Source organism: Lysobacter sp. 05T417 (assembly GCF_056396405.1).
This window is the reverse complement of the sequence record NZ_JBFTLK010000003.1, coordinates 217,732-233,766: the sequence shown is the minus strand read 5'-3', so window position 1 is coordinate 233,766 and position 16,035 is coordinate 217,732. Positions and strand designations below refer to the sequence as shown.

The following is a 16,035-nucleotide window of genomic DNA, read 5'->3' as shown; positions in this document are numbered from 1 at the left end:
ATCGGCCCGACCCAGGTCAGCGATCCCGCGGTGTTCGGGCGCGTGGCCGTGCTCATGGGCGGCACCAGCGCCGAGCGTGAAGTCTCGCTCGACTCCGGACGCAACGTGCTCGAGGCGCTGCGCTCGCGCGGCATCGACGCGTTCGCGGTCGACGGCATCCCGGCCCTGGTCGACGCGATCCGCGCCGGCAGCGTCGATCGCGTGTTCAACATCCTCCACGGCAACAAGGGCGGCGGCGAAGACGGCGTCCTGCAGGGCCTGTGCGAAGCCCTCGGCGTGCCCTACACCGGCTCCAACGTGCTCGGCTCGGCGCTGACCATGGACAAGATCCGCACCAAGCAGGTGTGGCTGAGCGAAGGCCTGCCGACGCCGCGCTATGCGCGCCTGGCCCCCGGCGCCGATGTGCATGCGGCTGCGCGCGAACTGGGCCTGCCGGTGTTCATCAAGCCGTCGAGCGAAGGCTCCAGCGTCGGTGTATCGCGCGTGCTCGCCGACTCCGATCTCGACGCAGCCGTCGCCCATGCCGCCCGTTACCCGGGCGAGCTGCTGATGGAACAGCTGATCGATGGCGAGGAACTGACCGTCCCGATGCTGCTCGTCGGCGGCAGGCACGTGGCGCTGCCGTCGATCCGCATCGTTCCCAAGGGCGAGTGGTACGACTACCACGCCAAGTACGTTGCCGACGACACGCAGTACCTGTGCCCGGGACTGGAAGGCGCCGAGGAAGGCACCATCCGCCGCCTCGCGCAGGAGGCCTTTGTGTCCGCCGGCTGCCACGGCTGGGGCCGCGTCGACTTCATGCGCGACCGCAGCACCGGCGCGCTTCATCTGCTCGAAGTGAACACCGCGCCGGGCATGACCAGCCACTCGCTGGTGCCCAAGGCCGCGCGCCAGGTTGGCATCGAGTTCGATGAACTGTGCTGGCGCGTGCTCGAGTCGAGCCTGGCCCCGGTTGCGGGAGGTGCGTCGGCGTGAACGCCATGCTTCGCCTTGTTGGCTGGATCCTCGCGCTGGCGCTGGTCGTGCTGCCGATCGTGGCCGTGCTCAACGGCTGGATCGGAGCCAGCCAGTGGCCGCTGCAGAAGCTGCGCGCGACCGGCCAGTTCGAGCGTGTCGACGAAGCGTTGCTGCGCCGGACCGTCATGCCCTACGCGCAGCGCGGCTTCTTCGCCGTCGATCTCGCCGGCGCGCAGGACGCAGTGGCGAAGCTGCCGTGGGTCGAGCATGCACAGGTGCGCAAGCGTTGGCCGGACGTGCTGGAAGTGATCGTGGTCGAACACCGCCCGTTCGCCCGCTGGGACAAGGACCTGCTGCTGTCGCAGCAGGGCAAGCTGTTCCCGGCCAAGGGCGTCGAGGTTCCGCCGGGATTGCCGCAGCTCGGGGGCCCGCACGCGCGCGTAGCCGAAGTCGTGGAGCTGTACAACGAATCGCGCGCGCAGTTCGCGCCGATCGGCCTGGAAGTGAAGGAAGTCGCGCTCGACCCGCGCGGCAGCTGGACGCTGGGTCTGGACAACGGCGCACAGATCGTGGTCGGACGCAGCGAAGCACGCGCGCGCATCGGCCGCTTCGTGCGCCTGATGCCGCAGCTGATGGCGCAGCAGGCGCAGGTGCTCAAGCGCGCCGACCTTCGTTACACCAATGGTTTTGCACTGACGTGGGCGCCGGTCCCGGCGCCGGCGGCCGTGCCGCAACAACCGCAAGGACAGTCATGAATCGTAAGGGCGACAAGTCGCTGATCGTGGGACTCGACATCGGCACCTCCAAGGTGGTGGCGCTGGTGGGCGAGTACTCGCCGGGCAACCCGATCGAGGTGATCGGCATCGGCTCGCATGAATCGCGCGGCCTCAAGCGCGGCGTGGTCGTCGACATCGAGTCGACGGTGCAGTCGATCCAGCGTGCGATCGAGGAAGCCGAGCTGATGGCCGGCTGCGAGATCCGCTCGGTCTACGCCTCGATCTCCGGCAACCACGTGCAGTGCCGCAACTCGCAGGGCATCGCCCCGATCCGCGACGGCGAGGTCACCTACGGCGACCTCGACCGGGTGCTGGACGCGGCCAAGGCCGTCGCCATCCCCGCCGACCAGAAGATCCTGCACGCGATCCCGCGCGACTACGTGCTCGACGACTCGCAGGACGGCATCCGCAACCCGGTCGGCATGACCGGCGTGCGCCTGGAGGTGCATGCGCACCTGGTGGTGTGCGCGCAGTCGGCCGCGGCCAACATCAGCAAGTGCGTGCAGCGCTGTGGCCTGCAGATCGACGACCTCGTCCTGAGCGTGCTCGCCTCCAGCCAGGCGGTGCTGACCTCCGACGAGCGCGAGCTCGGCGTGGTCCTGGTCGACATCGGCGCCGGCACCACCGACATCGCGGTGTTCGTCGGCGGCGCGATCGCGCACAGCGCGAGCCTGCCGATCGCCGGCGACAAGGTCACCGAGGACATCGCCCACATGCTGCGCACGCCGACACCGGAAGCGGAGCAGATCAAGGTGCGCTACGCCTGCGCGCTGGCGCAGATGGCGACCGCCGAGGAATCGATCCAGGTGCCCAGCGTCGGCGACCGCCCGCCGCGACGCATGCCGCGCGCTTCGCTGGCGCAGGCGGTGCAGGCGCGCTACGAGGAAATCTTCGAAATGATCCAGGCCGAACTGCGTCGCAGCGGCTTCGAGCACCACGTCCGCGCCGGCATGGTCCTGACCGGCGGCGCGGCCAAGATGGAAGGCGTGGTCGAACTGGCCGAGGAGATGCTGCAGATGCCTGTGCGCGTTGGCATCCCGCAGCACGTGACCGGGCTGGGCGAAGTGGTGGGCAATCCGGTCCATGCCACCGGCGTGGGTCTTTTGTTGATGGGCAGCCAGATCGAGCACCCGCGTCGCCCGGTGATCTCCACCGGTCGCGCCGGCAGCTTCTTCAGCAAGCTCAAGAACTGGTATCGCGGCGAGTTCTGACGATGGTCAGAACCGTTGCGGCAAGTAGCACGGAATCGACGCGGCGCATGCCGCAGCCGGTTCCCGGTCCGGGCAGGGAGTCCGGGCCACGAGGGCAGGCGAGGCGAAGGCGAAGAGCGGCAGGCAGCACCAGTTTTTCGAAAGCAACACGACACATAACTAGCAACACATAACGAGGACGACGACATGGCACATTTCGAACTGGTTGAAAAAATGGCCCCGAACGCGGTGATCAAGGTTGTTGGCGTGGGCGGTGGCGGCGGCAACGCCGTTGCGCACATGGTCAGCGGCAATGTCGATGGCGTGGAGTTCATCACCGCCAACACCGACGCGCAGGCGATCAAGAACTGCGGTGCCAAGCTGCAGCTGCAGTTGGGCAGCAACGTGACCAAGGGTCTGGGTGCAGGCGCCAATCCCGAAGTCGGCCGCCAGGCCGCGCTTGAGGACCGCGAGCGCATCATGGATGCACTGACCGGCGCCGACATGGTGTTCATCACCGCCGGCATGGGCGGTGGCACCGGTACCGGCGCCGCGCCGGTGGTGGCGCAGCTGGCCAAGGAGATGGGCATCCTGACCGTCGCCGTGGTCACCAAGCCGTTCCCGTTCGAGGGTCGCCGCCGCATGCAGGTCGCGCTCAAGGGCATCGAGGAACTGAGCCACCACTGCGACTCGCTGATCACCATCCCAAACGAGAAGCTGATCACCGTGCTGGGCCGCAACGCCACGATGATCCAGGCCTTCCGTGCCGCCAACGACGTGCTGCTCGGCGCCGTGCAGGGCATCGCCGACCTGATCGTCCGCCCGGGCCTGATCAACGTCGACTTCGCCGACGTGCGCACCGTGATGAGCGAGATGGGCCTGGCGATGATGGGCACCGGCTCGGCACGCGGCGACGACCGTGCGCAGGCCGCCGCCGAATCGGCGATCCAGAACCCGCTGCTCGACGACGTCAATCTGTCCGGCGCCAACGGCATCCTGGTCAACATCACCGCCGGTCCGGATTTCACGATGGCCGAGTTCGACGAAGTCGGTCGCACCATCGAGAACTTCGCCTCGGAAGACGCCACCGTCGTCATCGGCACCGTGCTCGACCCGGACATGCAGGACGAGGTCAAGGTCACCGTGGTCGCCACCGGCCTCAACCGCGCCGTCTCGCGCCAGTCGGTCCGCGGCAACGAGAAGGAAGCCCTGCGCGCCCCGATCACCCTGGTGCGCAACGCCACCACCGGCCAGCCGGAGTTCGGCGCCATGGAAGACATGGCCGCCCCGGTCCGTCCGAGCTTCGGCAACAGCCTGCGCGGCAGCACCAGCGCCCGCACGGCCGAGCCGTCGTCCTCGCCGGCCGTGGCCGACTTCGGCAGCGACAGCAGCTACCTGGACATCCCGGCGTTCCTGCGCCGCCAGGCCGACTGATGTAGATGACCTCCCCTGCTCGCAGGGGAGGGCAAGGCAGCAGGGCCTCCGCCTGGCGACAGAAGGAGGGCAAGACCGTCGTCGTCCCCTAGTGCCTCCTTGGGCCTTCCAGGAGGGGCTTTAGGCCGGTCGGCCCCGCAAATGCGGGCCGACCGGCCATCTTGCCCGGCCGGCAAGTCGGGACAGTGACGAATTTCCGTTAAGGTTCAGCCACGCCGGTGGTATTCTTGCGCGCCGTTCAGGCGAGAACGATTTGCATCTGCCTGCCTGAGGCCCTACATATCCCGGACGTGCAAGGCTGAGCTCGTCCAGACGTGACCAGTCCCACGCAACAGGTCTGCCCCCGACAGGTTTTTTCCAGATGCTGCGTCAGCGCACCCTCAAGAACGTGATCCGCGCCACCGGCGTGGGCCTGCACAGCGGCGAGAAGGTCTTTCTCACCCTGCGCCCGGCCCCGGTCGATACCGGCATCGTGTTCCGCCGCGTCGATCTCGACCCGGTGGTGGAAGTGCCTGCCAGCGCCGAGCTGGTCACCGAGACCACCCTGTGCACGGGCCTGAGCTGCGGGCCGGCCAAGATCCAGACGGTCGAACACCTGCTGTCGGCTTTGGCAGGGCTGGGCATCGACAACATCTACGTGGAGCTGTCGGCGGCCGAAGTGCCGATCATGGACGGCTCATCGGGTCCGTTCGTGTTCCTGCTGCAGTCGGCCGGCATCGCCGAACAGGAAGCGCCCAAGCGCTTCATCCGCATCAAGCATCCGGTGGAAGTGCGCGAAGGCGACAAGGTCGCGCGCTTCGAGCCCTACGACGGCTTCCGCCTCGACTTCACCGTGCAGTTCGACCACCCGGCGATCCCGGCGTCGCAGTCGCGGGCCGTGGTCGAGTTCTCGACCGCCAACTACATCCAGGAAGTCAGCCGCGCCCGCACCTTCGGCTTCATGCGCGACCTGGAGTACATGCGCGAGCGCAACCTGGGCCTGGGCGGCTCGATGGACAACGCCATCGTCCTCGACGAGTTCCGTGTCCTCAACGACGACGGCCTGCGCTACGCCGACGAATTCGTCCGCCACAAGATCCTCGACGCGGTCGGCGACCTGTACCTGGCCGGGCACCCGGTCATCGGCACCTATGTCGGCTTCAAGTCCGGGCACGCGCTCAACAACAAGCTGGTCCGGGCCTTGCTGGCCGAACGTTCAGCCTGGGAAGAAGTGACGTTCAATCAGACCGACGCGGCTCCGGCCCCGGTCGCCTATGGCGTCCCCGCCACCGCCTGATACCCGCGCGTACCGATTACGCGGCTATCGGGGCTGGATCCTGGCGCAACCGTTTACATGAATTGGGTGGGCGTCACAGACGTGAACATCACGTGACGCTTTAACAATTATTTAACGGAAACCTATCAATTTGTTTCTAACCCTTTAACAATTTCAAGGGGTTAGGCCTTTAGCATGCCCCGACCGCAGCCAATCGATGGGCCCCGGCAACAAGTTTGCCAAGGTCGATCAGGTTCGGCGGTGTTCCCTCAGGAGTCGGAAGAATCCGGTTCTTTCAGGAGTACCAGAGCGGCCTGCAGTGCTAGCAGTGCAGTCGCTGAGATGGGTTTGGCTTTCCGATCCGATTGTGGGGAGGCAGTCGTCGGAGTTGTCGTTTTGACGATCAGTTCAGCCGCATCCAGCCCGACGGAACGGGCCGCGTCGAGCAGTTCCGGGGCAGCGAGCCGCAACTTGGCACGCCACACCGGGGCGTCGACGACAAACACGAGCCTGCCTCGTTCGTAATTGGCCAGCCGCGCATGCGCGGCCAAAGACGGCGGCAGGTGTGGGCGTAACCGTAGGTCCAGTTGTTCGAGCCACAAGGCACGACGAATTGGACCGCCAGCGGGCTCGGCCAGCAGCGCGTCAAGCGCGGCCAGCGGAGTCGAAGAGCCGCCTTTTCGGGGCTTGTGCTTGGAATCAGACATAAGACATGACCTATCCATCCATCGTAAACAAATCCCGCGCCCAGCTGTCGCATTGGTTGCAGCAGGCCGGATATTGGGGAGCGCAGCGACCCGCCCTGGCCATCGCGTTGCTGCTTGGCGGCGGCGCGGCGATCGGCGCAGGCGCCGGCATTGCCGACAACGCCCTGCTGCGCGGCAAGTCCGAAAACCAGGAAGCGCTGATCGCGGCCACCCGCCGTGATGCCCAGCGCGAGATCAATGCCCTGGCCGCCCGCATGGGCGAGCTTCAGGCCGAGGCCAACCGCCTCAACGCCCTCGGTGAGCGCCTGACCCGCATCGGCCAGCTCCAGGACGGCGAGTTCGATTTCGACAAGCCGGTCGGCGTCGGTGGTGTCGGCCCGGTGCGTGACATGACCAAGGCCGAGCTCGACGAAGGCATGGCGACCCTGGGCCAGCAGTTCCAGGCCTCGGGCGAGCAGCTCTCGGTACTTGAGTCGCTGTTGTTCAACCGCCAGCTCGACATGAACGCGGTCCCGGGCCGCGAGCCGATCGCCGGCAGCTACATCACCTCCGGCTTCGGCGGCCGCGCCGACCCGTTCAACGGCGGGCACGCCAACCACAAGGGCCTGGACTTCAAGGCCAACGTCGGTGACCCGGTGCTGGCCGTGGCCGACGGCGTGGTCAGCTACTCGGGCGTGCGCTCGGGCTACGGCAACGTGATCGAGGTCGATCACGGCAATGGCTACGTCACCCGCTACGCCCACAACTCGCGCCTGACCCACAAGGTCGGCGAGCTGGTCCGTGCCGGCCAGGAGATCGCCAAGGCCGGTTCGACGGGCCGCTCCACCGGTGCGCACGTGCACTTCGAAGTCTGGGAAAACGGCCGCGTGGTCAATCCGCGCAATTTCCTCAGCCAGCAGTCGCCGCTGAAGGTCCAGATCAAGGGTTGATGCCGCTTACTCCCTCTCCCGCCTGCGGGAGAGGGCCGGGGTGAGGGCAGGCGAGCGCCTTGCAAGCACCGACCCTCGCCCCCACGGTACAATCGGACTGGCCACAGTTCAGGCTCGATGCGATCGGGGCGCACGGCGCCCCGATTTCATTTCCAGCCGACCTCCTTCCGGGGAACTTGCTGGCGGACATGCACTCTCAGTGCGTCCCGCTCGCTGGTTCCCCTGTTCCGCTTTCCGGACCCGTACATGCTCAACAGCCTGCTTACCCGCGTTTTCGGTAGTCGCAACGATCGTCTGCTGCGCCAGCTGCAACGCTCCGTCCTCAAGATCAACGCCCTCGAGCCGCAGATGGAGAAGCTCAGCGATGCTGAGCTGCAGGCCAAGACCGCCGAGTTCCAGAAGCGCTTCGCCGACGGCGAGACGCTCGACAAGCTGCTGCCGGAGGCGTTCGCCGTCTGCCGCGAGGCCTCGCGCCGCGTCCTGGGCATGCGCCATTACGACGTCCAGCTGATCGGCGGCATGGTCCTGCACCTGGGCAAGATCGCCGAGATGCGCACCGGCGAAGGCAAGACCCTGGTGGCAACGCTGCCGGTCTACCTCAACGCCCTGGAAGGCAAGGGCGTGCACGTGGTCACCGTCAACGACTACCTGGCCCGCCGCGACTCGGCGTGGATGGGTCGCGTGTACAACTGGCTCGGCCTGACGGTCGGCGTGGTCTACCCGGGCATGCCGCACAGCGACAAGCACGCTGCGTATGCCGCCGATATCACCTACGGCACCAACAACGAATTCGGCTTCGACTACCTGCGCGACAACATGGCGCTGTCGAAAGAAGACCGTTTCCAGCGCGGCCTCAACTACGCGATCGTCGACGAAGTCGACTCGATCCTGATCGACGAGGCGCGCACGCCGCTGATCATTTCCGGCCCGGCCGACGAATCGCCGGAGCTGTACATCAAGGTCAACCGCCTCGTCCCGAACCTGATCCGCCAGGCCACGGAAGAAGGCGAGGGCGACTACTGGGTCGACGAGAAGAGCAAGCAGGTGCACCTGTCCGAGACCGGCCAGGAACATGCCGAGGCGCTGCTGCGCCAGGCCGGCATCCTGCAGGGCGAAGACGACTCGCTGTACGGCGCGCAGAACCTCGGCGTCGTCCACCACCTCAATGCCGCCATGCGCGCGCACGCCATCTACCAGCGCGACGTCGATTACATCGTCCGCGACGGCGAAGTGGTGATCGTCGACGAGTTCACCGGCCGCACCCTGGCCGGCCGTCGCTGGTCCGACGGCCTGCACCAGGCGGTCGAGGCGAAGGAAGGCGTGCCGGTCCAGCGCGAGAACCAGACGCTGGCGAGCATCACCTTCCAGAACCTGTTCCGCATGTACAACAAGCTGTCCGGCATGACCGGCACGGCCGACACCGAGGCGTACGAGTTCCAGAGCATCTACGGCCTGGAAGTGATCGTGATCCCGACGCACCAGCCGGTGCAGCGAAAGGATCACCCGGATGCGGTGTTCCTCAACCGCGCCGGCAAGTACCGCGCGGTGGTCAACGAGATCAAGGACGCCAACGCCCGCAAGCAGCCGGTGCTGGTCGGCACCACGTCCATCGAAGTGTCGGAAATGCTCAGCGAGCAGCTGAGTGCGGCCGGCATCGCGCATGAGGTGCTCAACGCCAAGCAGCACGAGCGCGAAGCGCAGATCGTCGCGCAGGCCGGTCGCCCGGGCGCGATCACCATCGCCACCAACATGGCCGGTCGCGGTACCGACATCGTGCTCGGCGGTTCGCTCGAGAACGAAGTGGCGCTGCTGGAAGCCAGCACTGGCGGCGAGCTGGATGAAGTCACCAAGGCCCGCCTGAAGTCCGAATGGCAGGCGCGTCACGAGGCAGTCAAGGCTTCCGGCGGCCTGCACATCGTCGGCACCGAGCGCCATGAGAGCCGCCGCATCGACAACCAGCTGCGCGGCCGCGCCGGTCGCCAGGGCGATCCGGGTTCGAGCCGTTTCTACCTGTCGCTCGAAGACAACCTGATGCGCATCTTCGCCGCCGACTGGGTGCAGCGCGTGATGGCGCGCATGGGCCTGAAGGAAGACGACATCATCGAAAGCCCGCTGGTGACCAAGCAGATCGCCAACGCGCAGCGCAAGGTCGAGGCCCACAACTTCGACATCCGCAAGAACCTGCTCGACTTCGACGACGTCAACAACGACCAGCGCAAGGTGATCTACTCCCAGCGCGACGAGTTGCTGGAAGCCGAGACCGTCGAGGAGAACATCGAAGGGCTGCGCAGCGATGTCGTTGCCGACACCGTCGCCCGCTTCGTGCCGCTCAACTCGATCGACGAACAGTGGGACCTGCCGGGCCTGGAGTCGACGCTGGAGCAGGAGTTCGGCGTGGCCATGCCGCTGGTGGCGATGGCGAAGGAAAGCGACGCGCTCGACTCGGAGACCATCGAGGAGCGCGTGCAGCAGGCCGTGCACGGCCACTTCAGCGAGCGCGAAACCCAGCTCGGCGCCGAGACCATGCGCCTGCTGGAAAAGCACATCATGCTCAACGTGCTCGACCAGAACTGGAAGGAGCACCTGGCGCGCATGGATTACCTGCGCCAGGGCATCCACCTGCGCGGCTACGCGCAGAAGCAGCCCAAGCAGGAATACAAGAAAGAAGCGTTCGAGCTGTTCAGCGAGATGCTGGAGAAGGTCAAGCGCGAAGTCGTCACCCTGCTGGCGCGCGTGCGCATCCGCAGCGAGGACGAAGTGGTTGCCCTGGAAGCGCAGGAACGCGCCGCTGCCGAGGCGCAGTCCCGGCAGATGCAGTTCCAGCACGCCGACGTCGGCGGCTACGGTGCCGACGAGGAAGCGCAGCAGGCGCTCGCCCAGGCCGGCGGCAACGATGCGTTCGCCAATGTCGGCCGCAACGATCCGTGCCCGTGCGGCAGCGGCAAGAAGTACAAGCACTGCCATGGGCAGATCGCCTGACCATCGGCCGCTCCGTCTCAAAGCCCTTCTCCCGCTCGCGGGAGAGGGGTCGGGGTGAGGGCAGGGCGCCCATGGCGCCGACCCCATGACCGCCCAGCCTCCACCAGCAACCTCCCCGCACCCCGACGGGCACGGCGCGCGAGCGCCCACCCGTTTCGTCGAAGTCATGGCCGGCGTCATCCGCGATGCCCGCGGCCGCGTCCTCCTGGCGCGTCGTACCGAAGGCCGTGACCTCGCCGGCCTGTGGGAATTCCCGGGCGGCAAGCACGAACCCGGCGAGTCGGCGGAAGCGGCACTCGCGCGCGAACTGCACGAAGAGCTCGGCATCGATGTGGAAGTGGGCGCGCGCCTGATCAGCGTCCCGCAGATATATCCCGACAAACGCCTGCGCCTGGATGTGCGCACGATCGCCAGCTGGCGCGGCAGTGCCCGCGGCCGCGAAGGGCAGGCGCTGGTATGGGTGCCGCCGCACAAACTCAGCAGCTACGCGATGCCACCGGCGGATCGGCCCGTGGTGGCCGCACTGCTGCAGCCGGCGCTGTACCTGGTGACGCCGGTGCCGGACGACGATGCGCAGTGGCTGACGCAGCTGGAAACCGCGCTTGCCTCAGGCTTTCGCCGCGTCCAGTTGCGCGCACCGGGCATCGACGCGGCGCGCTGGCGAACGCTCGTGGCGAAGGCGGTGCAGCGCTGCCGCCAGGCGGGCGCCGAGGTCCTGATCAACAGCGACGCCGACATCGCGCTCGAACTGGGCATCGGTCTGCACCTGCCGACGTCACTCCTGCACCGGCAGTCGCAGCGGCCGCTGCCGCCAGAACTGCCACTGGCGGCGTCCTGCCACGGACTGGATGACGTCATCGCCGCCCAGACCCTGGGCTGCGATTTCGCCGTGGTGGGCAACGTCAAGCCGACCCTGAGTCACCCCGGCCTGGCCGGCATCGGTTGGGAAGGCTTCGCGGCGATGCGCGAGCGGGTGTCGCTGCCAATCTACGGGATCGGCGGCCTCGGCCCGGACGACCTGGCAGACGCGAGGGCGCACGGCGCCCAGGGCATCGCTGCCATACGCAGCCTCTGGCCGGTCTGACGCGCTAGGCCCCGGCGAGGGCGCGGTACCGGCGATCGAGCGCCGCAATCGGTTCGTCAAGGGCATCGAGCGCCGCATCGTTGATCAGCACGTCGTCGGCGACCGCGAGTCGCGCCGCCCGCGTCGCCTGGGCTGCGATCATCCGGTCGGCCAGGGCGGCGTCGACGCCGTCGCGCGCCATCAAGCGCGCGCGCTGCGCCGCGACCGGAACATCGACCACCAGGATCCGCGCCAGCCACGGATAGGCGTCACGGCCACCGCCTTCGGCGAGCAAGGGAATCGCCGCGATCGCGTATGGGCCGCTGGCGGCCTGGCAGGCCGAATGGAGTGCTATGCGCACACGCGGGTGGATGATCGACTCCAGGCGCCGGCGAGCGGCCTCATCGCCGAATACCCGTTGCCGCATGGCGGCACGGTCCAGGCCGCCATCGGCGCCCAGCACGCCGCTTCCGAATGCCTCGACGACCTCGGCCAGGCCGTCGGACCCGGGCGCTACCGCGGCGCGCGCGGCCACGTCGGCATCGGCAACGACAATCCCGAGTTCCTCGAAACGGCGCGTGACCACGCTCTTGCCGGAGGCAACGCCGCCAGTGACGCCGATGATGAAGTCGCTCATGCGCGGATCATATAAGCCCCTCCGCCACTGTGCGGGCGAGGGGCAGGGATGAAGACGTGCGGCCTCAGTGGAAGCCGGAGACCCGCATGTAGGTCCCGACGATCTGGTCGCCCCAGAAGAAGGCGATCCAGCCGGCGACGGCCAGGTAGGGCCCGAACGGGATTTCCGTGGAGCGGTCGCGACCCTTCATCGCCAGCCAGATCGAGCCGATGATCGCGCCGACCAGCGATGACAGCAGGATCGTCGGCAGGATGCCCTTGAGGCCCGTCCAGGCGCCGATCGCGGCCAGCAGCTTGAAGTCGCCGTGGCCCATGCCTTCCTTGCCGGTGAGCTGCTTGAACAGCCACCACACCGTCCACAGGCTCAAATAGCCCGCAACGGCGCCGAGCAGGGCAGGTTTGGCCGGGAAATACAGGTTGTCGGACGCGGCTATCAACCCCAGCCACATCAGCGGCAGGGTCAACTGGTCAGGCAACAACTTCGTCCGCAGGTCGATGCCGGACAGCACGATCAGGAAACAGGTGAATACGATCGCGCCAAAACCCTTCCAGCCAAAGCCGAAGCGCCAGACGCAGGCGACGACCAGCAGCATCGTCAGCAGCTCGACCAGCGGGTACTGCGGCGAGATCGGCGCCTTGCAGCTGCGGCAGCGACCGCGCAGCGCCAGGTAGCTGAACACCGGGATGTTCTCGTACCAGGACAGCTGGTGCTTGCAGTGCGGGCAGTGCGATCGCTCGATCACGATGCCTGGTGGCGGCGGATCGTAGGTCTCCGGCTCGCCCAGCATTTCGCGGCTGTCGCGCCGCCACTGCCACTCCAGCCGCTTGGGCAGCCGGAGGATCACCACGTTGATGAAGCTGCCGACCAACAGGCCGAGCCCGGCCGCCAGCGGGAAACCGATGGCGGGGTTCTGATCTAGGAATGCCATGCGTCGGATTGTCGCCTAAGAAATCCCTGTGTGCCGATCAGCCGACCGTGGAGGCCAGCTTGAAGATCGGCAGGTACATGGCGATCACCATGCCACCGACGATCACGCCCAGGAACACCATGATCAGCGGCTCCAGCAGGCTGGCCAGCGCGTCGACGGCGTTGTTGACCTCCTGCTCGTAGAACTCGGCGACCTTGAACAACATCGTGTCCAGGGCGCCGGCTTCTTCACCGATGGCGGTCATCTGGACGACCATGTGCGGGAACAGGTTGACCTGCTTCATCGCCACGTTGACCGGGTAACCGACCGCGACGTCATCGCGGATGTTGCGCACGGCGTCCTCGTACAGGACGTTGCCGGTGGCGCCGGCGACGGTGTCGAGCGCCTCCACCAGCGGCACGCCGGCCTTGAAGGTCACGGCCAGGGTGCGCGAGAAACGGGCGATGGCGGAGTTGTGCATGATCTGGCCGATCACGGGCAACTTCAGGATCAATCGATCAAGGAGACGCGAGAACGCGACGGATCGGTTCTTGGCCATAATGAAGGCCGCTATCGCGCCGATGACGCCAATCAGGATCACGAACCACCAGGCCACCATGAAGCGGCTCAGGGCGACGATCAGCTTGGTGAAGGCCGGCAGGTCCGCGCCGAAGCCCTTGAAGACCTCCTCGAACTGCGGCACGACGAACACCAGCAGGATCGAGCTGACGATCAGGGCCACCGCGATGACCATGGCCGGGTAGAACATGGCCTTCTTGATCTTGCCCTTGAGGGCTTCGAGGTTTTCCTTGTAGGTGGCGACGGTGTCGAGCACGACCTCCAGCACACCGGCCGACTCACCGGCCTTGACCAGGTTGCGGTAGAGCTCGTCGAACTGGACCGGGTGCTTGCTCAGCGCCTCATGCAGCGAAGAGCCGCTCTCGATGTCGGCGCGGACCGAGTTGACCAGCGTCGCCATGCGCGGGTTCTTGTTGCCGTTGGCGATGATCTCCATCGCGCCGACGATCGGCACGCCGGACTTCATCATCGTCGCGATCTGGCGGCTGAACACCGCGATGTCGAGCGGGGTGATGCGCTTGCCGGCGGCGCCGAACAACGGCTTGCCCTTGGGCTTGACCACCTTGGGCTGGATGCCCTGCTTGCGCAGTTCGGCGCGCAGGGCATTGGCGTTCTTTGCCTGCGTTTCGCCCTTCATCACCTTGCCGCGCTTGTCGGTGCCCTGCCAGGTGAAGACAGGCAAGGCGTCGGCGCGACGCACGGTAGTGGGCTTGGTGGCAGTGCGGGTCGCGGACATGGCTTAGTCCTTTGTTACGCGGTTGATTTCGGCGAGGCTGGTAACGCCGTTCTTGACTTTCAGCATCGCCGACTGGCGAAGGTCGTCGATGCCCGATCTCTGTGCTGCATCGGCGATCTGCATGGCGTTGCCGCCGGCAAGGACGATCGCCTGGATCTCATCGCTCATCGGCATGACCTGGTAGATGCCGGTGCGGCCCTTGTAGCCTTCGGTGCAGTCGGCGCAGCCGACGGCCTCGTAGATCTTCAGGCCTTCGGCGATCTCTTCGGGCTTGAAGCCCTCGGCCAGCAGGGCATGCTCGGGCAGGTGCACTTCGCGCTTGCAGTCGTGCAGGCGGCGGGCCAGGCGCTGGGCGATGACCAGGGTCACCGACGAGGTGATGTTGAACGGCGCCACGCCCATGTTCATCAGGCGCGCGATGGTCTGCGGCGCGTCGTTGGTGTGCAGCGTGGACAGCACCATGTGGCCGGTCTGTGCGGCCTTGATGGCGATCTCGGCCGTTTCCAGGTCGCGGATTTCGCCGACCATGATCACGTCCGGGTCCTGGCGCAGGAAGCTGCGCAGCGCGGCGGCGAAGGTCATGCCGCGCTTGACGTTCATCTGCACCTGGTTGATGCCCGGCACGCGGATTTCGACCGGGTCCTCGACCGTGGAGATGTTGCGCTGCTCCTCGTTGAGGATGTTCAGGCCGGTGTACAGCGACACCGTCTTGCCCGAGCCGGTCGGGCCGGTCACCAGGACCATGCCGTAGGGCTTGGCCAGGGCCTTCTCGTAGAGGTCCCGCTGGTGGTCCTCGTAACCGAGCTTGTCGATGCCCAGCTTGGCCGCGCTGCCGTCGAGGATACGCATCACCACCTTCTCGCCGAACAGGGTCGGGAGCGTGCTGACGCGGAAGTCGACCTGCTTGGTCTTGGAGATGTTGAGCTTGATGCGGCCGTCCTGCGGCACGCGCTTCTCGGCGATGTCGAGCTGCGCCATCACCTTGATGCGGGCGGCGATGCGGGCCTGCAGGCTGGTGGGCACCTTGGCGACCTGCTTGAGCAGGCCGTCGATGCGCAGGCGCACGCGGTATTCGGTTTCGTAGGGCTCGAAATGGATGTCCGAGGCGCCCTTGCGGATCGCGTCCACCAGCACCTTGTTGACGAATTTGACCACCGGGGTGTCGTCGGTCTTGACGTCCACGCCGCTTTCGTTGGCCAGGTCGGCGTCGCCGCCGGACACGTCCAGCGAATCCAGGCCTTCCGAGTCGCCGACCGTGTCGGCCAGTGCGTCGCTGGCTTCCAGCCAGGTGTCGATGCAGCGCTTGATCCGGTCCTCGTCGACCAGGATCGGCTCGATCGCCAGGTTGGTCTGGAACTTGATCTCGTCCAGGGCCTGGTTGTTGGTCGGATCGGCGATGCCGATGAAAAGCCGGTTGCCGCGCTTGAACAGCGGCAGCACCGAATGCTTGCGGACCAGGGCTTCGCTGACGATCTTGATGGCGGATTGCTTGGGATCGAACGCCGAGGCATCGAGCAGCGGCACGCCAAACTCGATCGAGTTGGCGGCGGCCAGCTGCGCCGGCGTCACCAGCCGCTTCTCCGCCAAGTAGGTGGCGATGGGCTGCCTCTGGCTGGTGGCGGTGGCCAGCGCCTGGCGGGCAGCCGTGTCCTCCAGGACCCCGTCCAGCACGAGGCGCCGGGCAATGCCGGTGATCCCCACCAGGTTGGCAGTGGCAACGGTGCTCATGGAGCCCCCTGTAATTCCCCGACCGGACTGTACCGCAATCCTGTTGCCTGGGGAGCGGACGGTGCGCACGTTTGTGCAGTCCCGCGGCCGCAGCCCCATTTAGAAAACGGGGACGTCTGCACCTTCCTGGGGGAAGCCCCATCGCCTACTCTGTGCAG

13 protein-coding genes are annotated in these 16,035 nt (G+C 66.7%); 8 read left to right on the top strand and 5 right to left on the bottom strand.

Annotation, left to right across the window (positions count from 1 at the left end):
- The 5 genes from AC1DER_RS07025 to lpxC all read left to right on the top strand — a co-directional run bounded on the left by AC1DER_RS07025 (position 1) and on the right by lpxC (position 5,633).
- On the top strand, positions 1-975 hold the full coding sequence (locus AC1DER_RS07025; RefSeq protein WP_477246248.1) for a D-alanine--D-alanine ligase: 975 nt from the start codon (positions 1-3) through the stop codon (positions 973-975).
- Positions 972-1,712, top strand: coding sequence for a cell division protein FtsQ/DivIB (locus AC1DER_RS07020; protein ID WP_441816754.1), 741 nt, complete (start codon positions 972-974; stop codon positions 1,710-1,712). Before AC1DER_RS07025 ends, AC1DER_RS07020 begins: the two co-directional genes overlap by 4 nt.
- Positions 1,709-2,944 carry a cell division protein FtsA gene (gene ftsA / locus AC1DER_RS07015; RefSeq protein WP_477246165.1) on the top strand — a complete coding sequence of 412 codons (1,236 nt, stop codon included), beginning with the start codon at positions 1,709-1,711 and terminating at the stop codon, positions 2,942-2,944. The genes AC1DER_RS07020 and ftsA overlap by 4 nt, the downstream gene beginning before the upstream one ends.
- 186 nt (positions 2,945-3,130) lie before the next feature.
- Positions 3,131-4,357: a cell division protein FtsZ gene (gene ftsZ / locus AC1DER_RS07010; protein WP_441816752.1), complete on the top strand. Its 1,227-nt coding sequence runs from the start codon at positions 3,131-3,133 to the stop codon at positions 4,355-4,357.
- A gap of 361 nt (positions 4,358-4,718) precedes the next feature.
- A complete protein-coding gene (gene lpxC / locus AC1DER_RS07005; RefSeq protein WP_441816751.1) occupies positions 4,719-5,633 on the top strand; it encodes a UDP-3-O-acyl-N-acetylglucosamine deacetylase in 915 nt (304 codons plus the stop codon).
- A gap of 248 nt (positions 5,634-5,881) precedes the next feature.
- Here lpxC and AC1DER_RS07000 read toward each other — a convergent pair whose 3' ends face one another.
- A complete protein-coding gene (locus AC1DER_RS07000; RefSeq protein WP_441816750.1) occupies positions 5,882-6,319 on the bottom strand; it encodes a DciA family protein in 438 nt (145 codons plus the stop codon).
- Between the two features lie 5 nt (positions 6,320-6,324).
- On the opposite strand from AC1DER_RS07000, the gene AC1DER_RS06995 reads away from it, so the two are divergent.
- The 3 genes from AC1DER_RS06995 (at position 6,325) to AC1DER_RS06985 (ending at position 11,311) form a co-directional block, all read left to right on the top strand.
- Positions 6,325-7,248, top strand: coding sequence for a M23 family metallopeptidase (locus tag AC1DER_RS06995; RefSeq protein ID WP_441816749.1), 924 nt, complete (start codon positions 6,325-6,327; stop codon positions 7,246-7,248).
- 246 nt (positions 7,249-7,494) lie between these two features.
- On the top strand, positions 7,495-10,227 hold the full coding sequence (gene secA, locus AC1DER_RS06990) for a preprotein translocase subunit SecA (protein ID WP_477357795.1): 2,733 nt from the start codon (positions 7,495-7,497) through the stop codon (positions 10,225-10,227).
- Between the two features lie 85 nt (positions 10,228-10,312).
- Positions 10,313-11,311, top strand: coding sequence for a Nudix family hydrolase (locus AC1DER_RS06985; RefSeq protein WP_477246160.1), 999 nt, complete (start codon positions 10,313-10,315; stop codon positions 11,309-11,311).
- A 4-nt stretch (positions 11,312-11,315) separates the two neighbouring features.
- Here the strand turns inward: AC1DER_RS06985 and coaE are convergent, their stop codons facing one another.
- The 4 genes from coaE to pilB form a co-directional block, all read right to left on the bottom strand.
- Positions 11,316-11,927, bottom strand: coding sequence for a dephospho-CoA kinase (gene coaE / locus AC1DER_RS06980; RefSeq protein ID WP_477246158.1), 612 nt, complete (start codon positions 11,925-11,927; stop codon positions 11,316-11,318).
- A gap of 64 nt (positions 11,928-11,991) precedes the next feature.
- Complete coding sequence (locus AC1DER_RS06975) at positions 11,992-12,855, bottom strand: prepilin peptidase (RefSeq protein ID WP_441816745.1); 864 nt, start codon at positions 12,853-12,855, stop codon at positions 11,992-11,994.
- A gap of 37 nt (positions 12,856-12,892) precedes the next feature.
- Positions 12,893-14,149 (bottom strand): type II secretion system F family protein, encoded by a 1,257-nt coding sequence (locus tag AC1DER_RS06970; protein WP_477246155.1) that lies wholly within the window; start codon positions 14,147-14,149, stop codon positions 12,893-12,895.
- A 3-nt stretch (positions 14,150-14,152) separates the two neighbouring features.
- Positions 14,153-15,877 carry a type IV-A pilus assembly ATPase PilB gene (gene pilB / locus AC1DER_RS06965; RefSeq protein WP_477246153.1) on the bottom strand — a complete coding sequence of 575 codons (1,725 nt, stop codon included), beginning with the start codon at positions 15,875-15,877 and terminating at the stop codon, positions 14,153-14,155.
- Positions 15,878-16,035 lie beyond the last annotated feature (158 nt).